Origin of the sequence: Paenibacillus periandrae, from assembly GCF_022458865.1 — a bacterium.
In the GTDB taxonomy this organism is placed as follows: Bacteria; Bacillota; Bacilli; order Paenibacillales; family NBRC-103111; genus Paenibacillus_S; species Paenibacillus_S periandrae.
This window is the reverse complement of sequence record NZ_JAJNMU010000038.1, coordinates 37,887-59,825: the sequence shown is the minus strand read 5'-3', so window position 1 is coordinate 59,825 and position 21,939 is coordinate 37,887. Positions and strand designations below refer to the sequence as shown.

At 48.9% G+C, this 21,939-nt stretch carries 14 protein-coding genes; 12 read left to right on the top strand and 2 right to left on the bottom strand.

Translation table 11 applies throughout. The annotated features are described in order from the left end of the window. The first annotated feature begins 111 nt into the window (after positions 1–111). The 8 genes from LRL21_RS40385 to LRL21_RS40350 all read left to right on the top strand — a co-directional run bounded on the left by LRL21_RS40385 (position 112) and on the right by LRL21_RS40350 (position 10,876). Positions 112–942: a hypothetical protein gene (locus LRL21_RS40385; RefSeq protein ID WP_240421451.1), complete on the top strand. Its 831-nt coding sequence runs from the start codon at positions 112–114 to the stop codon at positions 940–942. Further along, positions 939–2,822 carry an FAD-dependent oxidoreductase gene (locus tag LRL21_RS40380; RefSeq protein WP_240421450.1) on the top strand — a complete coding sequence of 628 codons (1,884 nt, stop codon included), beginning with the start codon at positions 939–941 and terminating at the stop codon, positions 2,820–2,822. The genes LRL21_RS40385 and LRL21_RS40380 overlap by 4 nt, the downstream gene beginning before the upstream one ends. A 111-nt stretch (positions 2,823–2,933) precedes the next feature. Continuing rightward, complete coding sequence (locus tag LRL21_RS40375; protein WP_240421449.1) at positions 2,934–4,544, top strand: extracellular solute-binding protein; 1,611 nt, start codon at positions 2,934–2,936, stop codon at positions 4,542–4,544. A gap of 11 nt (positions 4,545–4,555) precedes the next feature. Next, the gene (locus LRL21_RS40370; protein WP_076237810.1) at positions 4,556–5,464 is read left to right on the top strand and encodes an ABC transporter permease; all 909 of its coding nucleotides are present in this window, start codon (positions 4,556–4,558) and stop codon (positions 5,462–5,464) included. A 13-nt stretch (positions 5,465–5,477) separates the two neighbouring features. Next, a complete protein-coding gene (locus LRL21_RS40365) occupies positions 5,478–6,371 on the top strand; it encodes a carbohydrate ABC transporter permease (RefSeq protein ID WP_420832560.1) in 894 nt (297 codons plus the stop codon). A 42-nt stretch (positions 6,372–6,413) separates the two neighbouring features. Then, a complete protein-coding gene (locus LRL21_RS40360) occupies positions 6,414–8,726 on the top strand; it encodes an AraC family transcriptional regulator (protein ID WP_240421448.1) in 2,313 nt (770 codons plus the stop codon). Positions 8,727–8,815: 89 nt separating this feature from the next. Then, positions 8,816–10,438, top strand: a complete 1,623-nt coding sequence (locus LRL21_RS40355; RefSeq protein ID WP_240421447.1) for a copper amine oxidase N-terminal domain-containing protein — start codon at positions 8,816–8,818, stop codon at positions 10,436–10,438. Between the two features lie 213 nt (positions 10,439–10,651). Continuing rightward, positions 10,652–10,876 carry a MerR family transcriptional regulator gene (locus tag LRL21_RS40350; protein ID WP_076237806.1) on the top strand — a complete coding sequence of 75 codons (225 nt, stop codon included), beginning with the start codon at positions 10,652–10,654 and terminating at the stop codon, positions 10,874–10,876. Between the two features lie 120 nt (positions 10,877–10,996). Here the strand turns inward: LRL21_RS40350 and LRL21_RS40345 are convergent, their stop codons facing one another. Then, the gene (locus LRL21_RS40345) at positions 10,997–11,191 is read right to left on the bottom strand and encodes a hypothetical protein (RefSeq protein ID WP_240421446.1); all 195 of its coding nucleotides are present in this window, start codon (positions 11,189–11,191) and stop codon (positions 10,997–10,999) included. Between the two features lie 344 nt (positions 11,192–11,535). On the opposite strand from LRL21_RS40345, the gene pheS reads away from it, so the two are divergent. The 4 genes from pheS (at position 11,536) to LRL21_RS40325 (ending at position 21,218) form a co-directional block, all read left to right on the top strand. After that, the gene (pheS, locus tag LRL21_RS40340) at positions 11,536–12,570 is read left to right on the top strand and encodes a phenylalanine--tRNA ligase subunit alpha (protein ID WP_240421445.1); all 1,035 of its coding nucleotides are present in this window, start codon (positions 11,536–11,538) and stop codon (positions 12,568–12,570) included. A 22-nt stretch (positions 12,571–12,592) separates the two neighbouring features. Beyond that, on the top strand, positions 12,593–15,061 hold the full coding sequence (gene pheT / locus LRL21_RS40335; RefSeq protein ID WP_240421444.1) for a phenylalanine--tRNA ligase subunit beta: 2,469 nt from the start codon (positions 12,593–12,595) through the stop codon (positions 15,059–15,061). Between the two features lie 402 nt (positions 15,062–15,463). Beyond that, positions 15,464–20,653, top strand: coding sequence for a hypothetical protein (locus LRL21_RS40330; protein WP_240421443.1), 5,190 nt, complete (start codon positions 15,464–15,466; stop codon positions 20,651–20,653). 13 nt (positions 20,654–20,666) lie between these two features. Further along, positions 20,667–21,218: a CvpA family protein gene (locus tag LRL21_RS40325; protein WP_240421442.1), complete on the top strand. Its 552-nt coding sequence runs from the start codon at positions 20,667–20,669 to the stop codon at positions 21,216–21,218. Positions 21,219–21,332: 114 nt separating this feature from the next. Here LRL21_RS40325 and LRL21_RS40320 read toward each other — a convergent pair whose 3' ends face one another. Continuing rightward, entirely contained in the window at positions 21,333–21,734 is a 402-nt protein-coding gene (locus LRL21_RS40320; protein ID WP_240421441.1) for a cupredoxin domain-containing protein, read from the bottom strand. Positions 21,735–21,939 lie beyond the last annotated feature (205 nt).

Sequence of the window (21,939 nt, the reverse complement as noted above, 5' to 3'; positions counted from 1 at the left end):
ACATTGTTATGAGATACATACTCTTTCATCAATTGCTTATTGTCACGGGATTGTGCCGCTCTCTATACTGAAGCCGTAATCGCCGCTTTGGCTAAAACAGGGGGGAATCAGATGAACGATCATGAACACGTAGAAACGCTCATTGTAGGTGCTACATTTACCGGAATAGGTATTGGGGCTTGCTTGGGAGAGAACGGATTGATTGTAGAAAGAACGATGCTGCCTGGACACGAATTTATTAACAGCTATCAGCCAGGGAAAGGCTGGAACATCGAGCGGCAGCAGCCACTTGCTGAGCAGCTTCAGCAGCAGTGGCGCAGCAAAGGTCTGCTTACCAAGGATGGAAAGGTCCATCTCGGAGGTATCGCACCCACTGTCCATAAGCTGCTGCTCGATTCGAAGCAGCCGATTCGACTGATGAACGAGATCGTTGAAGTGTGTCCAAATGAAAGCGGCGGCTGGAGGGTTACGGTTTTTGATGCGTCAGGCATTCGTACATTGACGGCGGGACGGATCATTGATACGACCTCGGACTGCCGTTCTGCTCCGGGGCGTTATCAGGCCAAGGCCAAATTCATTGGCGCTGCGCTGCATCGTACAAGTACGGAAGAAGAGCGGAAGGAAATACCTCAAGCATGGCAGTGTGCTATCATACCTGGTGCTTATGATTCAGAGGCTTATTTGCAGCTGCCGATCGATATGGGTGCAACCTGGGAGCAGGCGCGGTACGAGCTGTTTCAATCCTGGAGTGAGCGGCCTGAGGAGCTTAAGCCATGGACGATTGCTGCGATTGCCGATGCATTCACTTATCACGTATCCAGCGGGCATGAACAAATTGCGGAGGGCTGGGATTGGCTTCCATCCTGCGCTTACGATAATCCATTGGAAGCGATAGAGGCGGGCATCCGCTACTATGAAGAAAGAGTGGTGATCTCATCATGATCCGTATGCAGCGTGAGCAAGGGGCTGCTGTCCCTGTACAGATAAAGAATCGATTATTTCAACAAACCTATGATCTTATCGTGGTCGGATTAGGTACAGCGGGAGCGATAGCAGCGCTGACTGCTGCCAGCAAGGGACTTCGCGTGCTGGGATTGGAGCGGCTGCATGCCATGGGCGGTGCCGGAACGATTGGCGCAGTTGTTGGCTATTACTATGGCTCCAAAGGCGGGCTGTTTGAGGAAATTGACAAGCAGGTGCAGCAGCTTGATTCCGTTGGTTTCACGAAAGCGGGCGGCGTCAATGCAGAGCTGAAGAAATATGTACTGGAGCAGCGTTGTCTGGAGGCCGGGGTGTCCGTACGTTATGAGTGTGCTGTCATTGGAACTTATCTGGAAGGATCAACGGTCCAAGGAGTACGCTGGGTCGGGCCGAGCGGTGTAGAGGAAGCAGGCTGCCGCATGCTGATCGATGCGTCTGGAGATGCCGAGGTATGTGCGATGATTGGAGCTGCGCTGCTGCCGCCAGGTCGACCTGTAGACGGAAAAATGCAGCCTTATTCCCATCCTATCGTATCTGTCCAGAACGACGTGGTAAGAGCTTTTTATACAGATTCGGGTTACGTCGATCAGACGCAGGACAATGAGCTGACACAAGCCATTATGCAATCCGCCTGCATGCCAACGCATCTCCCTGAACAGTTCGATGAATCTCGCAAATTTCTGAAGCTGGCACCTCAGCTTGGTATTCGCGAGGGACGATTCATCCGTGCGGAAGAGCAGGTAACGTTCGCCGATGTACTGAATGACCGATTGTCGTCGCAGCCTTTGCTGTATGCTTATTCCAATATGGATAATCACAACAAGGACATTGCCTTTGAAAGCGTGCTGCAGCAGGATTGGGCTGTTGCCGCCAGCCTATGGGGGATTACCATATCGGTACCTATTCCGCTTGGTGCCCTTATTCCGCAAGGCTTTGATAATGTGCTTGTGGCCGGACGTGCGCTTGGCGTTGACCACGATCTGGCCTCCTGCGTCAGGATGAAACGCGATATGCAGAAATGTGGTGAAGCAGCGGCATTGGCCGCTTACGTTGCGATCAGCGAGAAGCAATCGCTTCGCTCCATAGCTTACGAGCAGCTTCGTCCACTACTGCTCGAAAACGGCTGCCTGAATCCTTCCAATCATTTCGGGATGAAGGACAGCATGTCGACACAGGACGATCAGAATACGATCGTGTCCTGGATGACCGATCACGTAACGATCCAGGAAGGCTTGGCTTCGATCAGACCCGGAATTGCAATATGGTCGTCCAGAAGAGAAGGAGCTGCCATCAACGCTTCGCTCAGACAATGGGCTGCACAGCAGGAGGACAAAAACCTGCGCAGGCACAGCGCTTTCGCACTGGCTTTACAGGGAGATGCAGCGGCTATCCCTGTGCTCAGGGAAATCATGAGGGAACGGGATACGTTTGTTCCACGAACGAGCCGCAAATATAATCAGGTTCGAGGTTATGCTTCGATTTATTTGCTCGGCTTGCTTGGTGATCTGGAGATCGTGCCCGAGCTGCTCGAGATTATACTCAGCCGCGAGCAATTTGTTAATTTGTCTACGGATGTTGAGTTTATCAATCATGACGATGAATACTTTTTCCAATACTTTTCGTTCTCGCTGATGGCGCTGTTTCGGATTGCCGAGCGGAATCGGGGCGTACGTACCGCAATCATCAAGACGATAGGCCCCCTTGTCAGCGAACCGGACTTCTCGATCATGGTGACAATGAAGCCGACCAAGGATCTTGACTTTGATATGGCAGATACGATTCGACGAATCGTTAATGAGCGATTTGCCCATTGGCAAGCAGAAGAGAGTGCGGTTCATTAGGCGAAATGTCATCATTTGCACAGGCCTGTCATCAATTGAACATAGCTTTTCTGATTAACCATTTTATAATTGAACTACACATATCAGCTTTATCCATAGGAGGGCTTGAATTTGAAAGTACTTATTAATAAAAAACAAATCACTGCATATACAGCTATACTCGGTCTGACCGGAAGCCTGCTGGCAGGCTGCGTATCGAGCGACAAATCCAGCAATGCCAATTCCGCTGCTAATTCAGACCCGGCTTCAACCGCTCCGGTCAAGCTATCGTATTGGGTAGCCATGCCCGCTGATGCTGCCCGGTCTGTAAAGAGCTTTAACGAAGTGCTCTTCTATCAGGAGCTGGAGAAGAAAACGGGAGTCAAAATCGATTTTCAGCATCCTGCAATCGGCAGTGAAACTGAACAGTTCAACCTGATGATCGCATCCGGCAACCTGCCAAACATTATTGAATCCGATTTCACCAAATACCCGGGAGGACCTGAGAAAGCCATCTCCGACAAGGTACTGATCAAGCTTAACGATGTCATCGACAAAAATGCGCCCAATTTGAAAAAATATTTGGATGAGCATCCCGAGATTCGTAAGGATATCGTCACCGACGACGGTACCATCTATGTGTTCCCAGGCATAGGAATCGGTAACAATGCGGTTTCAGGAGGACTGGTGCTGCGCAAGGACTGGCTCGATGAATTGGGGCTTGCCGTACCGGAAACGATCGACGACTGGACGAATGTGCTGCGCCAGTTCAAGGAGAAGAAATCGGCCAAGACACCGTTCACGATTCGGTTGAATGACCTTAATACGCAGCTGTTTAATGGTGCCTATGGCATTGGCTATGAATTTTATATGGATCAGGGGCGCGTCAAGTATGGACCCTATGAGCAGGGCTACAAAAATTATTTGACACAAATGAGTGCGTGGTACAAGGACGGGCTGATCGATCCCGATTTTGCCACTCAGGATGCCAAATTACTGGACGCTAAGGTGACGAATGGCAGCGCAGGAGCGCTCTTTACTTACATCGGCAGTGGGATGGGCAAATATTTGAACAGCACGCAGGGCAAAGACGGTAAATTTGATCTCGTTGGCGCACCTTATCCGGTTCTCAAGAAAGGCGAAGAGCCCAAATTCATCAACAAGCCTTATGAATATCGCGGTGGCGGAAGTGCAGGGATTTCACCGTCGAACAAAAATGTAGCGGCAACCGCTAAATGGCTCGATTATCACTATTCCAATGAAGGCCATATGCTCAAGTCATTCGGTGTTGAGGGTCAGACCTACAATATGGTTAGCGGCTATCCGAAATATTCGGATCTTATTCTTAAAAATCCCGATAAGCTGTCTGTAGGTGAAGCGATGTCCAAATATTTGCGTGTATCTACGCCATCGCCCGGCCTTGTTGGAGACGATCGTTATGCAGACCAATATTATGTCTACAAGCAGCAAAAGGAAGCTTCGGTCACGTTCAGTAAACATCAAAAAAATGCGAACGACGTGCTGCTGCCACGCGTCAGTCAGACGCCTGAGGAAGCAACCGAATTGTCGGCGATTATGGCTGAAGTGACGACTTATCAGAGTGAGATGTACCTCAAATTTATTATGGGAGCAGAACCTATTACCAATTTTGACAAATATACGGCTCAACTGAAAAATATGAAAATCGAGCGTGCTATCGCGATCAAGCAAGCGGCTCTGGACCGTTACAACAAACGGAAATAGGAGTGAACCTCATGAGAAGCTGGTTGATCGATTATCGAAAACATAAATATTTGTATCTGATGATTTTTCCTGTGCTGTTGTATTACATTCTGTTTCATTATGTGCCTATGTACGGGGCGATTATTGCGTTCAAGGATTACAGAATCGCTGAGGGCTTCACAGGAAGCCCTTGGGTAGGGTTTAAGCATTTTCAAAGTTTTTTCGAAAGCTATTATTTCTGGCGTCTGCTCAAAAACACGCTGCTGCTCAATGTGTACCAGCTGCTGTTTTCTTTCCCTGCACCGATCATCTTCGCTCTACTGATTAACGAGCTTGCCGGGCGGTTGTTCAAGCGTATCGTTCAGACCATCACGTATTTGCCTCATTTTATTTCCTTGATCGTGATCTGCGGCATGATTACCCAGTTCGTTTCTCGTGAAGGCTTTATTACCGACCTGCTTGTGAATTTTTTTGGGATGGAGCGTACGGCGCTTCTGGCTCATCCTGAGTATTTCCGGTCTGTGTATGTGCTCTCGGATATTTGGCAAAGCGTAGGCTGGGGCTCGATCATTTATTTGGCAGCCATTACCGGCATTAATCCCGAGCTGTATGAAGCGTCCCGCATTGATGGAGCTAACAGGTGGAGGCAGACGCTGAACATTACACTGCCTGGTATCGCCCCGATCATTATTATTTTATTCATTCTGAAAATCGGTCATATGCTTGATGTCGGGTTTGAGAAAATCATTTTGCTGTATAACCCGAATACGTATATTACCGCAGATGTAATCAACACGTTCGTGTACCGCAAAGGGCTTGGTGCCACCTTCGAGTTCAGCTATGCAACAGCCGTCGGCTTGTTCCAATCGGCGATGAATTTCCTGCTGCTCATTATTGCCAACAAAATCAGCCGGAAGCTGAGTGAAAACAGTCTATGGTAAAGGGGATTTATGGATGTCCGTGAACACTATCCGCACAAGCACCGGTGAAATTGCTTTCCGATATGTCAATTGGCTGTTTATGCTGGCGATGATCATCATTACATTGTATCCGTTTGTATACGTCCTGATGTCCTCCTTAAGCGACTCGCGGCTGCTGCTGTCTCATACCGGGGCACTATTCTGGCCGCAGGGCTTTACGGTGAGCGCCTATAAGCTCGTTTTTCAAAATCCGAACATTCTCCGAGGGTATGGCAATACGTTGTTTATCGTAGTGCTCGGCACCTTGCTAAATCTCATTTTCACATGTATGGGAGCGTATGTGCTGTCCCGCAAAGGGGTGCCCTGGTCCAAATATGTGATGCTGCTTATTGTATTCACGATGTTTTTCTCGGGTGGAATGATTCCTTCTTACCTGCTCGTCAACAATTGGCTGCATCTGGGCAATAGTCTGCTGGCGATGATTATTCCGGGCATGATTTCGACCTGGAATCTGATTATATTGCGGACTTCCTTCGCTTCGATACCGGAAAGTCTGATTGAATCGGCCAAAATAGATGGTGCTCACGATTTTACGATTTTATCCCGTGTCGTGATTCCACTGTCTCTGCCGGTTATGGCGGTTATGGTGCTGTTCTATGGTGTTAGTCATTGGAACGCCTGGTTCTCTGCGATGCTGTATTTGCGTGAGCGCGATCTGTATCCGCTCCAGCTTATTCTTAGGGAAATATTAATCCAGAACAGTACGGAGTACATGACGAACCAGTCGTCAGCGGGTGAAATCGAATCCGTTGGCGAAAGCATCAAATATGCCACGATTATGGTAGCTACCCTTCCGATATTATTCGTGTATCCTTTTATGCAGAAATACTTTGTTAAAGGTGTTATGATTGGGTCAATTAAAGGGTAAAGCTTTTTCGCCAAAGCCATAAGTCCGTGGAGCGTGAACATCTTGAATGGCCTGAAAATGAACAGCGTGCGTGGCCGATGGCTTCGTTCCTATGCTGCAGTCCTGTTAATACCTATAGCCATGATGCTGGTTGCGTACTTTCAAACCCGCAGTGTACTTGAAGATGAGATCAATCGTGCGAACTCAGCATTGCTCACCCAGCTTCAGCAGGATATTGACAGTCATATCGATTATGCTTACAGGCTAAGCGAAATGATCGCTTTTAATTCGAAGGTACGCCAGTTCATGCGTTCAACGGGTACAATCGGGCCGGAAGAACGAATAGCGATGGTGCAAGCACTGTCCGATTTCAGATTATATACGAACACGACTCGTTATGTGGACAGGTTTTATGTGTATTTTCGCAGTGGTGACTTTGTGCTCACCGAAGGGTCTTATTATGATTCGCGTATGTATTATGATTTGCAGCAATCTGCCTCGGGTCTTACCTATGAGGAGTGGAAGCAGTTTCTCGATCAGCCGTATCGAGGGCAATTTTTTAGCATGCAGCCGATAGAAGGACAACCTCGTACAGGAATATCGTTCGTGCAATCACTACCGATAGAGGCTCGTAATGCGCCTCTCGCTACACTCGTTATTGAATTGAACGAGGAGAGGCTGCTGTCGGCCATTCGAAACATCCAATCTTACAATCAAGGTAAGGTCTATATTCTTGACGGTACCAATCAACTGCTGGCCTCCTCGGAAAAACGAACGGGTGCCGCTCGCAGCTTTGAGAGTCTGAGTGGTGAAACCGGTTTTGTCCATAGTCAGTGGGAAAGAGAAGACGTCATGCTGTCGTATATCCAATCCAACCGGACCAACTGGAAGTATGTATATGCACTGCCTATGCGACTGTACAGCCAAAAGGCGGAGTACGTCCGCAATCTGACGATATTGACGGTACTGCTGGCGCTTGCGATAGGAATTGTACTCGCTGTATTGATGGCCCGCCGCCAATATGATCCTCTCGGAAAGCTTGTTCGTTCGGTTGCCGCCCGCTCCAAGCTGGACCCGGGTACGGTTGGGAACGAATACGATTATCTGGAGGAAGCTATCGACAATACGCTCGATCATAACAATCAGATGAACCGGATCATCGAAAAACAAAAACATGTGCTGCGCTCGAACCTGTTCGTCAGGCTGCTCAAAGGACGGGTGGAGAACGATTTCCCTGTTATCGAGGTCATGTCGGAATACGGAATCGTGCTCAGATCGGACTACTTTGCTGTACTGCTCATTTATTTGGAGGATTTCAGCGGCTTCTTTCGTCAGGACGAAACCGACGTCGAGAAAAAACGTGAGTTCGTAAGGCATATTATTTCCAATATTGTGGAGGAGCTTTTCGGACGGCAGCATCAGGGCTGGATGACTGAGATCGACGAAATGCTGGCCTGCACGATTAATTTCACTTCGAACCTTTCCGCTGAGGAAGCCAAGCAGGAGCTGCTGCAGCTTGCGGAAGAAGCTCAACGTTTTATCGGCAGCCGATTTCATATATATTTCACGGCTTCAGTAAGCACGATACGCCGTTCTGTCGCTGAGCTGCCGACTGCATACCAAGAGGCGATGGAAGCGATGGAATATAAAATGCTGCTTGGCTCGCAAAAAATTATTTTTTACGATCAAATCCAAAGCTTCAATCACTCCTACAGCTATCCGTTGGAGAAGGAGCAGCAGCTGATCAACCATGTCAAGGCAGGCGATTACGAACAGGCCAAAGGTATTTTGGATGAGGTGATCAAGCATAATCTATCGGAAGAAAGCTTGCCGATGGATATGGTACGCTGTCTGCTGTTCGATGTCATCAGCACCATGATGAAGGCTGCGATCGAGGTGAATCTGAATCAGTCGGAGCTGTATGAGGAGAACAGGGCAACAATTCAGGATCTGATGAACGGTGTCAGCGTATCGGCGATGCAGGAACGAATGACTCTTTTTCTGGGCAAGGTGTGCAGTCATGTGGACTCGAAGAAAAAAAGCCATAACTTTCGTCTCAAGGAGGACATTCTTGAGTTTATCAATGAACAGTACCGCGATCATAACCTGTCAATCAACACCATATCGGCCCGCTTCGATATCCATCCCTCCTATTTGTCACGCTACTTCAAGGAGCAGGTCGGGGATACGCTGACAGATTATATAAATAAGCTTCGGGTGGACAAAGCCAAGGAGCTGCTGCGCAATGACGAAATTTTTATTAAGGATATTTGCGACCTGGTCGGATTTTACAGCATCAGCACCTTTATCCGCTTGTTCAAAAAATACGAGGGTGTGACACCAAGCTCCTACAGGACCTCCAACGATCTGAAATGAGAAAAAAAGGGAAATTCTGTTTGACCTCGAATTCTATGTACATAAGACTTGTCAATTCAAGCATACATAGAGAGAAGAGGAAGCTGCATATGCTCAGACGTTTAAGCAAACGAAAAATTGGGGCGCTGCTGATTGCCCTGCCCATGGTACTTAACGGGTGTCAGGCGGTTGGAGGATTGGATGTTAACAAAGCTATTTTTGAAGCTTCAACTGCACAGTCGTTGGAGGGCAAGTCAACCATAATCTTGGATCTTGTTCCGGGTGATCAGGCACAGGCAAGGGCTTCTTCAAAAGAACAGACTGTCATGAAGCTGCTGGAGCATATTGAAATCCATCAGGACGCTATTAAAATGGATAATGCGGAGAATGTTTCTTCAACGGGCTATATCGCCATCGCCAAGCATAAAATCGCTTTTCAAGCCTACATAACGAAGGAACGGGTCATAATCGCTTTGGAAGGTGGCAAAAAGCCCATCGTGATCGATCGGACTTCCTCCAGCACTAGAGACCTCCCTCCTGTTCTGGTTAAACTACTGGAAGAGAGGTTTGAGCCATTTGTGAATAGTCTGAGCTCTTTCCTTATTAAGCAGCTCCCTAATCCAGGTAAACTGAACGTGGACAACGTGAGGGAAGTGGTCAACGGCGAGACACTTTCCCTTAACAAGATACACGGTGAGATATCAGGTAAAGAGCTGATACCGCTGGCAAAAACATTTGTAACCAATTTGATGCAGGATGACAAGGCGCTGAAGCAATTAATTGGAGAGCTGTACGATCTGCTCTATCCGCTGCTCTCTCCTCAGCTGGATCAATGGATCCAGGACTACAAGGACGGTAAAGCCGTACACAATCCATTAGAGAGCTACCCGATACCTGAAACGCCGGGCAGCAAGGCTGGCGTGGAAGCGTTCATTGGCATGCTGGATATTTTGAAAAACCGTGATATGACAATTGAAGTGATTCATACCGAGATCAAGCAGCTGTCGGTTTTTGTTCTTCTTGGTCTCCATGCCAGAAAGGAACAGGAATTGCAGGAGACGCTGCCGTTTTTAAATGATTCGACCCGTGTGAAAGCAGATTTATACGTGGACAACACGATGAAGCTGCGCAAATCCAATCTGGAGCTTGAAGCTACCTCACTGAACGCGGTATCGGGGGGAAGTCTCTCCTCAGCCAAAATCTCGATAGCGGGGGAATACTGGAACCTCAACAATCCGGTCAAGCTGGTTCCATTGACTGCCGATGAGGATGCTTTGGTTCTGGAAAAGGGAATAACTGCTGTTGATGTACTGCGCAATTTTACACCTTCCTCGGAGGCGTATCGGCTGCTCAAAGACGATTTGGGCATCTCGAAAAAATCGGTGCTGCTTCTAATGGATGGGGATCGTTACAAAGCTAACAGCAGAAAACCGTTCCTTGAAGACGGCGTGGCGATGGTACCTACCACATTCCTCAGCGAAAAATTGGATCTGCGTGTGGATTGGAATGAAGAGGCCCAAACCGTCACCATCATCGATCCGGTAAATTTAACGACGATTAAGCTGAAATCGGGCAGCCAAACTGCATGGGTAAATGGTGAAGAAATACAGATGGATAAGGAAATGCTCCAGCGCGAGGGCATCCATTTTGTACCGCTGACGTTTATCGTCACACAACTGGGTGGTCAAACCGAGTGGTATAACGAGGCGCGAAGCATTCAGATAACCAAATAACAACGGCTGCCGCTCCATGCTGAGCATACATGCGCCAACAACCTGCCATATACACTCTAGATGAGACAATGGCGGGTTATTTTTTCTCTTTTATGAAAGGTGTGAACTCATATTTATGAAATGTCAACTTTTAGTGAGCTTATTTCCGCAAATTGTGTTAAAATAATAAGGTTATGACTAAGTAATTTTATTATGAGAAAAGGTTGTGAAGTGATGACTTCGTTTGAAGATTGGAACCAGAAGGTTAAGAAAACGTTCAATGCTACCAGTAATGAAGAAGTTCTGACCATTACTGAAGCTGGAGCCCTGCTGGGATTGTCCAAGGATGCAATGAAAACATATGTTGATAAGCATAACCTCACGAAAATAAAAATTATGAGAAGCACACATAGATATCTTTTGCTGAAAAGTGAAATGGATAGTTTACTCAAGTCCTAAAAATGAAGATTTTATTTGATTACCCCATTTGACTTGCATCGCAGGTTGAATTTGCATATAATACTGCTAATAGTTGCATATCATGAAATGCGTTGACGGAGACAAGTAAGCAGTGCCTCTTTACAGGGAGGAGCCGCCGGAGATTGAGAGCGGTTCTACAGAAACAGGCTGCCGAATTTCACTCCTGAGCAGTCCTTTGAAACCACGGTCTCTGACCGCCGGCAAGTAGAGGGAACCGGCTATGAACGTTCGCGTTCTAGAACCGTTAATGTCAATCAAGCGGAAAGCTTTGCTTGTTGCTGGATACTCGATCATGAGGATCGTGGCCCGGAATGGAAGCTTTTCGAAACAAGGGTGGTACCACGACGTTTTCGTCCCTTTCCGGGATGAGGGAACGTCTTTTTTGCGTTGAGATGCGTGATACAAGTGCGGTGAATCAGAGGCGCTGCGCGACCAAATATCCTTCCGATCGCTGTTGTTTCCGTATTTTTTTGATTTTTGAAACATTTAGCGGTAAAAGTACGGAAACAAAGGCGAACGCTTACGCTTCTACAGAATTATTTGGTCGCTTCGCTCATGATTCACCGCACTTGTATAGTGGGATTAGGTTAGAGAAATGGGCAAATGAATAGGATTTTTAGACAAGGGAGGATTAGCAAATGAAAGAACGATTAGAGGCGTTAAAGGTAGAGGCTTTGCTAGAGCTTGAGCAAGTCACGAATCAACAGCAGTTAAACGATATGAGAATCAAATACTTGGGCAAAAAAGGACCGTTAACCGAGGTTCTACGTGGCATGGGAGCGCTAAGTGCAGAGGAACGTCCAGCAATAGGACAGGTGGCCAACGATGTACGCGGCGCCATCGAGGCGGTTATCGAGAGCAAGCAGGCTGAATATCTGCAAGCCGAAACCGAGCTCAGACTTCGCGCTGAAACCATAGATGTAACACTTCCGGGCAAGCCGGGCGGAGTGGGTGCTGCTCATCCTCTGAGCAAGGTGATTCAGCAGATCGAGGATATTTTTATCGGTATGGGCTATACCGTTGCAGAAGGTCCGGAGGTTGAACAGGATTACTACAATTTTGAAGCGTTGAACCTGCCCAAGAACCATCCGGCACGTGATATGCAGGATTCCTTTTATGTGACTGAGGATATTTTGATGCGTACCCATACTTCACCTGTGCAGGTACGTACGATGGAGAAAATGAAGGGCGAGGTTCCGGTACGAATCATCTGTCCGGGACGTGTGTATCGCCGTGATGACGATGATGCGACACATAGCCATATGTTTACACAAATCGAAGGACTTGTGATCGATCGCAATATCCGCATGAGCGATTTGAAAGGAACGCTGCTGCAATTTGTTCAGGAATTATTTGGCAAGCAAACGCAGATTCGGATGAGACCGAGCTTTTTTCCATTCACTGAGCCAAGCGCAGAGGTTGACGTTACTTGCTCTATGTGCGGCGGAACTGGTTGTCGCGTATGTAAACAGAGCGGATGGCTGGAAATTCTCGGATCAGGAATGGTGCATCCGAAAGTGCTGGAGATGGCAGGTTATGATCCGGAGGAATACAGCGGATTTGCTTTTGGCTTAGGTGTGGAGCGTGTGGCTATGCTGAAATACGACATTGAAGATATACGACATTTCTATACGAACGACCTTCGATTCCTGAAGCAGTTCGTACATGTATAAAAAGAGAGGAGCGTGAGCGAAGATGAAGGTTTCATATCAATGGTTGTCTCAATATGTCGATGTGAGCGGAATTACGGCTGCTGAGCTGGCGGAAAAGCTAACACGCAGCGGCGTTGAAATTGATAGCGTAGAGGATCGCAATAAAGGCGTGGAGGGTGTGTTCGTCGGATTCGTCAAATCGCGTGAAAAACATCCTGATGCCGATAAACTGAGTGTGTGTAAAGTGGATGTGGGTCAGGGAGAGGATTTGCAAATCGTTTGTGGCGCCAAAAATGTCGATGCCGGGCAAAAGGTGCCTGTCGCCATAGTTGGAGCCAAGCTGCCGGACGGTTTAAACATTAAACGCGCCAAGCTGCGCGGTGTGGAATCGCAGGGAATGATCTGCTCGGCCAAGGAGCTGGGTCTGAACGACAAGCTGCTGCCTAAGGAAATCCAGGAAGGTATTCTTGTGCTTCCCGAGGATACGGAGATTGGCGCAAGCATTTTGGATGTGCTGGGGATCAGTGACGAGGTGCTGGATTTTGATTTGACTCCTAACCGTTCTGACTGTCTCAGCATGCTGGGTGCGGCTTACGAAATTGCTGCGATATTGGGTCGTCCTGTACAACTGCCGGATGCAGAGCAGGGAGCTGCAGACAATGTTGGCGCTGGTAAGGCTGCCCGTCAAGCTTCCGAGCAGATTTCTGTTGAGATCACGGCGAAGGAGCAGTGCTCTCATTATGCCGCTAAGCTGATTGAAGGCGTACGTGTAGGCACCTCTCCATTGTGGATTCAAAATCGCTTGATGGCAGCAGGCATTCGACCCATTAATAATATAGTAGATATTACGAACTATGTAATGCTGGAGTACGGACAGCCGCTGCATGCGTTTGACGCAGATAAGCTGGACAATGGCCATATTGATGTTCGGCTGGCACAGTCCGGAGAAAAGCTGGTTACTCTAGACGGCGTGGAGCGCAGCCTGGAGCCGCATATGCTGCTTATTACGGACGGCAAGAAGCCAGTAGCCATTGCTGGTGTTATGGGTGGCGAAAACTCCGAAGTCACATCAGGCACCACGAGGATTTTGCTGGAATCGGCCAAATTTGATGGGGGAACGGTTCGTAAAACCTCACGTCAGCTTGGACTTCGTTCAGAAGCATCCCTGCGTTTTGAAAAGGAAGTTAATCCTGAGGCTGTACTGCCCGCGCTCAATCGTGCAGCAGCTTTGATGAGTCAATATGCAGATGGACAGGTAGCAACGGGAACAGTAGAAGCTGTGTCCAAGCAGCACAATCCGGTTCGTATAGAGCTAAGCGTTAGTCGGATTAATGCTTACCTGGGTACCACTTTGTCTGTAGAAGAGGTCAGCGAGATTTTCAAACGGCTGCATTTTGATGCAGAATTGGTCGGGGAGGCATTCCATGTACATGTACCAAGTCGTCGTGGAGATATTACCCGTGGTGTAGATTTGATCGAAGAAGTTGCTCGTCTATATGGCTACGACAATATTCCGACAACCTTGATGACGGGTGTAACGACTCCGGGTGCATTGAATAAGGAGCAGGCTATTCGCCGTTTGGCACGTACGCTGCTAACTGGAAGCGGCTTGTATGAAGCCGTGACCTATTCCTTTACACATCCGCAGCAAATCAACGATTTTCCAGGAGCCTTTAAAGAATCGAAGCCTGTCACTTTGTCCATGCCAATGAGTGAGGATCGCAGTACACTTCGTACCAGTCTGATTCCGCATTTGATGGAGGCAGCTACTTATAACCGGAATCGTAATACGGATGATGTGGCGCTTTTTGAAATCGGTAAAGTGTTCGTGACTGATGAGGTTTCATTAACAAAACTTCCTGAGGAACGGCTGATGCTGGCGATTTTGTTAACAGGAAAACGGCAGGCAACACATTGGAGCGGAAAGTCGGTTGATGTTGATTTTTATGATTTGAAGGGTATATTTGAAAATCTTGTCGGTTATCTCGGTCTGACCGGGAAGATTCAATATACAGCTGCGCAGCCGGAGGGCTTCCATCCTGGTAGAACAGCCAATATTACATTGCAATTGCCCGAAGGAGACCATGCTCAAGTCATCGGAACGCTGGGTCAGCTTCATCCAGCCCTTCAGCAGCAGCGGGATTTGGCTGATACGTATGTGCTTGAGGTGGATTTCCAGGCCTTGGCCGCTTATGCGGATGAGCAAATTACGTATAGCCCTCTACCACGTTTCCCAGCAATTGGTCGGGATCTGGCTGTTGTCGTTAACCGTGATGTACAGGTAGGCGAGCTGACGGCCAAGGTAAAAGCAGTCGCTGGCGCGTTATTGGAATCGATCCAGGTGTTTGATATTTATACAGGTGACCGTCTTGGAGCGGATAAGAAAAGTGTAGCGTTGGCGTTGGTATACCGGACTTTGGAGCGTACTTTGACCGACGAAGAAGTTAGTGAATTGCATGCACAGGTGTTAACGGCACTGGAGCAATCTTATGGTGCCGAGCTTAGAAAATAGTAAGAAAATAGAATAGCAGCCGCATTTGATTTTTATTTAAGTCCATTTTATGGAAATTGATGAAAATCCCTTGCTGTAGCAGGAAAAAAGCTTCCTCGTATCGAAATAAATCAGATACGAGGAATTTGTTTATAATATCGGAATTTATAAGTTTTCAGCAGAGCTGAATACTCCGATATTGCAAGAAAAGCAACCTATTGGACACGTTGGTATGCTTGTCGAATAGGCTTCGATTAGAGGCTTTACTTATGAGTTAAGAAAGTTTAACTTCCTCGAAAGTGCGAAGCGCTTATGGAACTTTCTGCTCGCAAGAAAGCATCATCTACAACACGAATGTATCTTCGTCGAGTAGGCTTCGATGAGTTGTTTTTCTTATGTGGGATTCCGAAAGGAGAGCTTGTTGTGAGTAATGAAGGCAAAATTCGGATGACGGTAGATATTTTTGGCAGTCAATACAAATTGGTTTCAGAAGCAAGTGTTCCCCATATGAAACGTGTGGTGGCGCATGTTAATGAACAAATGCAGAAAATTTCCGCGGGTTCCCCGCGTTTGGATACACCTAAAATCGCCGTTTTGGCGGCTGTTCACATGTCAGACGATTACTGCAAAATCAGAGACGATTTGGAACAAATACAGATTCGACAACAACAAATGGAAAAATCACTTCAAGAGCTTGCTGTATTGCAGGAGCAGCATGTCCAGCTTTTGCAGGATTTGGAGAAGGAACGCGATCACGCGCAGCAGCTGGAAGCAGGCAGCCTTCAGCTGGAGGCGGAACGAGCAAAAGCTTTGGCTGAGATTGAGCGCTTGAAAGCGTCCGCACTGGAGTTTGAGCAGCGGCGCAGGCAGCTTGAGGTCGAGCAGCAAGAAGAACGTGAGGCTCGCGGCAGATTGGAAAAGCAGCTGGGCGCTCTCAGGCAAGCATCGAAGGAGCAATTGGAGGCTCAGCAGCAGTCCTATCAGGAGCAGCTGGAAGCTGAGCGTGAAGCTTCAAGAGTAGAGCTGGAATTGCAATTGCAAATGCAGCAGGAGGCTTCTGAACAGTTGCTGGGGGCTGAGCGCGAAGCTGCCAAGGTGCAGCTGGAAGCAGAGCAGGAGTCCGCAAGGCAGCAGCTGGAAGCACAGCAAGCGGCCTCGAAGCAACAGCTTGAGGAACAGCGAAATGCTGCTGAGGAGCAGCTTAAGCAGCTGCAGCAGGTTAGAGATGAACTACTGGAACGGAGTTTATTGCAGGAAGCTGAATTAGCTGATCTAACAGAAAGAGCTGATGCAACTGCTGGACAGTTGGCAAGCCGTCTGGAGGAAAAGGAGCTTCTGGAGCAATTGCTGGAACAGCAATCACTGGAACAAGCGAGCCTGCATGCGCAGCTTGAGAAGCAGACTACCGAAGCTAATGAATTTAAGCAGCTGAGTGAAAACAGGCAGCAGCTCATAGAAGAATTAAGTCTGCAAATTGATCAGCTCCAAGAGCAAATTCGTTTCCGTCAGGAAGAATATGATCTTCAGCTGGAGCTGCATCAGGAATTGGAAGAACAGCATCAATTAGAGCAGGCACGGAGTTCATCCATTCAAGCTGAATTGAAGGAGCTGCAAGCCAAACAAATTCAGCAGCAGCTTGAGTTCGACCAGCAGTTAGACAAAGAACGTCAGCTTCAGCAGCAATTAGCAGAGCAGATTGAGCTGGGTAAAGGTGAGCTGAATGAGCTGAATGAGCGCTTGGAGCAGTACCAGCGCGACAAGGAAGCGGCAGCGACACAGCTTCGCGAGCAAAGCGAGCAGTTGGCTGAGCTACAGCTCCAATTAAACAGTGGACTCGAAGAGGTCCAGCTTCAGCAGGAGCTATATGCTGAGCTGCAAGCACGGACCGATGAGCTGAATGAAAAGCTGCAGGAAAGTGCAGAAGCGCTCAAAGAGCGGGAGAATCAGCTGCATGAGCAGCAGGCACGTTACGAGGCAGAACGGCTTGAGCTGCAAAAGCGTTATGAAGAAGAGCGGCTTGAGCGTGAGGTGGAACTGGAAGCGCAGAAAGCGCAAGCGATAAGAGAGCGTGAGGCTGAGCTGGAAGCGCAGAACGAGCAGGCGCTGAAAGAGCAGCAGGAGTGGCACGAAGCTGTGCTGCAAGAGCGGGAGGAGCAAAGCGCTGTAACGCTGAGAGAGCGTGAGGCGGAACTGGAAGCGCAGAAAGTGCAGGCGCTGCAAGAGCGAGAAGCGGAACTGGAGGCGCAGAAAGCGCAAGCGTTGCGAGAGCAGCAGGAGTGGCACGAAGCTGTGCTGCAAGAGCGGGAAGAGCAGAAGGCACAGGCACTGAGAGAGCGAGATGAGCAAAGTGCTGTAACGCTGAGAGATCGTGAGGCGGAGCTGGAAGCGCAGAAAGTGCAGGCGCTGCAAGAGCGAGAAGCGGAACTCGAGGCGCAGAAAGCGCAAGCGTTGCGAGAGCAGCAGGAGTGGCACGAAGCGGTGCTGCAAGAGCGAGAAGAGCAGAAGGCGCAGGCACTGAGAGATCGTGAAGCGGAGTTGGAGGCGCAGAAAGCGCAAGCGCTGAGAGAGCAGCAGGAGTGGCACGAAGCGGTGCTGCAAGAGCGGGAGGAGCAAAGCGCTGTAACGCTGAGAGATCGTGAGGCTGAGCTGGAAGAGCAGAAGGCGCAGGCACTGAAAGAGCGAGATGAGCAAAGTGCTGTAACGCTGAGAGATCGTGAGGCGGAGCTGGAAGCGCAGAAAGTGCAGGCGCTGCAAGAGCGAGATGAGCAAAGCGCTGTAGCGTTGAGAGATCGTGAGGCGGAGCTGGAAGAGCAGAAAGCACAAGCGCTGCGAGAGCAGCAGGAGCATCACGAAGCGGTGCTGCAAGAGCGAGATGAGCAAAGCGCTGTAGCGTTAAGAGATCGTGAGGCGGAACTGGAAGCGCAGAAAGAGCAGGCACTGAGAGATCGTGAAGCGGAGTTGGAGGCCCAGAAAGCGCTGGCGCTGAGAGAGCAGCAGGAGTGGCACGAAGCTGTGCTGCAAGAGCGAGAAGAGCAAAGCGCTGTAGCGTTAAGAGATCGTGAGGCGGAACTGGAAGCGCAGAAAGAGCAGGCACTGAGAGATCGTGAAGCGGAACTGGAGGCGCAGAAAGCGCAAGCGCTGCGAGAGCAGCAGGAGTGGCACGAAGCTGTGCTGCAAGAGCGAGAAGAGCAAAGCGCTGTAGCGTTAAGAGATCGTGAGGCGGAACTGGAAGCGCAGAAGGCGCAGGCACTGAGAGATCGTGAAGCGGAGTTGGAGGCGCAGAAAGCGCAAGCGCTGAGAGAGCAGCAGGAATGGCACGAAGCTGTGCTGCAAGAGCGAGAAGAGCAAAGCGCTGTAGCGTTAAGAGAGCGTGAGGCGGAACTGGAAGCGCAGAAAGAGCAGGCACTGAGAGATCGTGAAGCGGAGTTGGAGGCGCAGAAAGCGCAAGCGCTGAGAGAGCAGCAGGAGTGGCACGAAGCGGTTCTGCTAGAGCGAGAAGCGCAAAGTAATGTAGCGATTCGTGAACGTGAAGCGGAGCTGGAAGCGCAGAAAGAGCAAGCACTGAGAGATCGTGAAACGGAGCTGGAATCACAGAAAGCGCAAGCGCTTCGTGAGCAGCTGGAGCATCATGAAGCTACGCTGCAAGAGCGAGAAGAGCAAAGCGTTGTAAGGATTCGTGATCGTGAGGCGGAGCTGGAAGCGCAGAAAGCGCAGGCACTGAGAGATCGTGAAGCGGAGCTGGAGGCACAGAAAGCGCAAGCGCTGAGAGAGCAGCAGGAGTGGCACGAAGCGGTGCTGCAAGAGCGAGAAGAGCAAAGCGTTGTAAGGATTCGTGAACGTGAGGCGGAGCTGGAAGCGCAGAAAGCACAGGCGCTGAGAGATCGAGAAGCGGAACTGGAGGCGCAGAAGGCACAGGCGCTGAGAGATCGAGAAGCGGAACTGGAAGCGCAGAAAGCGCAAGCGTTGCGTGAGCAGCAGGAGCATCACGAAGCTGTACTGCAAGAGCGAGAGGAGCAAAGTGTTGTAAGGATTCGTGAACGTGAGGCGGAGCTGGAAGCCCAGAAAGCGCAAGCGTTGCGAGAGCAGCAGGAGAGGTACGAAACTCTGCTGCAAGAACGAGAAGAGCAAAACGCAGTAGCGATTCGAGATCGTGAGGCGGAGCTGGAAGCCCAGAAAGCGCAAGCGCTGAGAGAGCAGCAGGAGTGGCACGAAGCGGTTCTGCAAGAACGAGAAGAGCAAAACGCAGTAGCGATTCGAGATCGTGAAGCTGAGCTGGAAGCCCAGAAAGCGCAAGCTTTGCGAGAGCAGCAGGAGAGGCACGAAGCGGTGCTGCAAGAACGAGAAGAGCAAAGCGCAGTAGCGATTCGTGAACGCGAGACAGAGCTTGAATCGCAAAAAGCGGAAGCACTTAGAGAACGTGAAGTAGAGCTGGAAGTGCAGAAACTACGGGCGCTGAGAGAGATGGAAGCGCAGAAAGCGCATGCGCTGAGTATACGAGAAGCGGAATTAGAGGCCCAGAAAGCGCAAGCGCTGCGTGAACAGCAGGAATGGCATGAGACATTGCTGCAAGAACGTGAAGCAGAACTGGAATCCCAGAAAGCACAAGCACTGAGTGAACAGCAGGAGTGGCACGAAGCAGTACTCCAGGAACGTCAAGCTGAGCTGGAAACTCAGAAAGTACAAGCACTTAAAGAGCGTGAAGCGGAATTTGAGGCAAGCAAAGCGCAAGAGCTGATCGAGCAGCAGAAGCACTACATACAAGCGCAGCGTGAGCTGCAAGCCAAGTTTGAAGCAGAGAAGAGCCAGCTTGAACAGCAACGGTCTCAGCAAATTGCGGAGTATCAGCAGCAAATGGAACAGCTTCAATCCGAACAGCACAGCTTGAGGGCGCAGTTCATCGAGCAGCAGAATAGCCAGCAACAGCTGGAATTGCGTGCAGGTCAGTGGCAGCAGCGGTGTGAAGAATTAACCGAGCAGTTGAATGGACAACGTAAGGAAGTGGCCGAGCAGAAAGAAGAACTGGAGCTGCATGAGGAGCTTTATGCTGAGCTTGAAGAACAGGTCGCAGCACTGAAAGAGCGGCTTAAGGATGAAAATGTTCGCAGTCGCGAAGCTATGGTGCAATTGGAGGAACGCGGTATTGCTCTCCAGGAACAGCTTCGGGGCAGAGCTGAGGCTGCAGCAGCACTTGAAGCAGATCTTCAAAAAGGCAGGCAGCAAATGGCTGAGTTTGAAAAGCAGTATCAACAGCAGCTCGAACAGCAGCAGAAGCTTGAGGAATCGTATCTGGAGCAGCAATCCCGTATTGTCGAATTGGAGCAGCAAAGCCAGCATTGGCAGCAGCTTTCTGAGGAATTATCCGTTCAGACTGAGCAGAACAATCGACATTTTGCTAGTCAGCAGGATGAGCTCCGACTGCAAGTTGAGTTATACAATGAGCTACAGGATCAATACAACGAGCAATCCAGGGAACAGCTCGCCCTGCAGAGTCAATATGACGAGCATAGGGAACGTGCAGAGCTTGTGTTCAGAGAGCTGGAGGAACTGAAGTCGGAATATGAAAAGCTGCAAATCGAATATAATGAATGGATTGAGCTGGTAGAGAAAGAATAAGCGGGGATTAGCTATGAACGGATTGGATTGGGCAGCCGTCGTGCTGATTCTGTCAGGGCTGATCTTGGGTTATTACCGAGGTTTTGTTAGCCAATTGGTGTCTATCGTAGGACTTTTTATTGCTTATATCGTTGCATTTACCTTTTATAAGGATGTGGCAATATGGCTTGTGGAATGGTTTGCTACACTGAACACCGAGGCCGCCACCAAGTATGATTTTTTCATAAAAGGACTGCATTTGGATACATACGTGTCCAATGCAATTGCTTTTGGACTGCTGCTATTTGGTGTGAAAATTGTTTTGAGCATCGTAGGCAAAATCTTGCATTGGATTACATTGACACCTGGGATCAAAACCATTAATCAATTGGCAGGGGCAATACTCGGGCTGGCTGAGGTTGGAATCATTGTGGTGGTGGCTATTCAGGTGATGACGGTGATTCCCAATGATACAACTCAGCATCTGCTCAAGGATTCAACGACTGCCCCTTATTTTTTGAGTGCACTGCCAGCCGTCAGTGATAAGCTTCAGGAGCTGTGGAACAGTAAACCCAAACCAACATAGTCACACACAAAGGCCAATCAGATAACTCTGGTTAACCTTATAAAATAAAGAGTCTGTCTCTAAGTAGCGTTTGCTACTAATGAGACAGACTCTTTGTTATCTATTTGCAAGGGATTATTCTACAATCAACTTGGATTTCATTGTCATATGACCGGAACCGCAAGGAATGCTGCATACGATGTCATAAGTACCGGCTTTGTCTGGCTTGAAAGTTGCTGTTTTAGTGTTTCCATCCAGCTTTACTTTAAAAGCGTCAATAGATACACCATGCAAGCCTTCTTTGTTTTCCAAAGTGACAGCAACGTCTTGTCCAGCTTTTACTTTGTACTCAGCCTGATCAAATTTATAATTGCTTGCTGTTAATTTAACTTGCTGTGCGCCTGAGGCAGCGGGAGCCGAAGCGCTTGGTGTAGAGCCTGTTGTTGCAGCTGGAGCTTTAGCAGCTTCCTTTTGACCGCATGCAGCCAGAGCAAAAATTAAACAAATGGACAATGCCAGTACAGTAATCTTTTTCAAAAAAATCCCTCCCAAAAATAGTATAATGTTGTCTTCTGAGCTATCATACCTCATATAGAAAAATATTGCAGTGACGAAACCTTGACAAAGCATTGTCAGAATCGTGATGATTTTGTATGTATGTTTAACAATGTGATTCAAATCATAGAAAAGATCAGTCCGGGGCTCGCGCCTTTCAGACTGACCTTTTCATGTTGGCGCTTTG

Excerpts from the sequence above, each read along its gene's own strand:
- LRL21_RS40385 (WP_240421451.1), top strand. The coding sequence starts at position 112 with ATGAACGATCATGAACACGTAGAAACGCTCATTGTAGGTGCTACATTT.
- LRL21_RS40380 (WP_240421450.1), top strand. The coding sequence starts at position 939 with ATGATCCGTATGCAGCGTGAGCAAGGGGCTGCTGTCCCTGTACAGATA.
- LRL21_RS40370 (WP_076237810.1), top strand. The coding sequence starts at position 4,556 with ATGAGAAGCTGGTTGATCGATTATCGAAAACATAAATATTTGTATCTG.
- LRL21_RS40365 (WP_420832560.1), top strand. The coding sequence starts at position 5,478 with ATGTCCGTGAACACTATCCGCACAAGCACCGGTGAAATTGCTTTCCGA.
- LRL21_RS40355 (WP_240421447.1), top strand. The coding sequence starts at position 8,816 with ATGCTCAGACGTTTAAGCAAACGAAAAATTGGGGCGCTGCTGATTGCC.
- LRL21_RS40350 (WP_076237806.1), top strand. The coding sequence starts at position 10,652 with ATGACTTCGTTTGAAGATTGGAACCAGAAGGTTAAGAAAACGTTCAAT.
- LRL21_RS40345 (WP_240421446.1), bottom strand. The coding sequence starts at position 11,191 with ATGATCGAGTATCCAGCAACAAGCAAAGCTTTCCGCTTGATTGACATT.
- pheS (WP_240421445.1), top strand. The coding sequence starts at position 11,536 with ATGAAAGAACGATTAGAGGCGTTAAAGGTAGAGGCTTTGCTAGAGCTT.
- pheT (WP_240421444.1), top strand. The coding sequence starts at position 12,593 with ATGAAGGTTTCATATCAATGGTTGTCTCAATATGTCGATGTGAGCGGA.
- LRL21_RS40325 (WP_240421442.1), top strand. The coding sequence starts at position 20,667 with ATGAACGGATTGGATTGGGCAGCCGTCGTGCTGATTCTGTCAGGGCTG.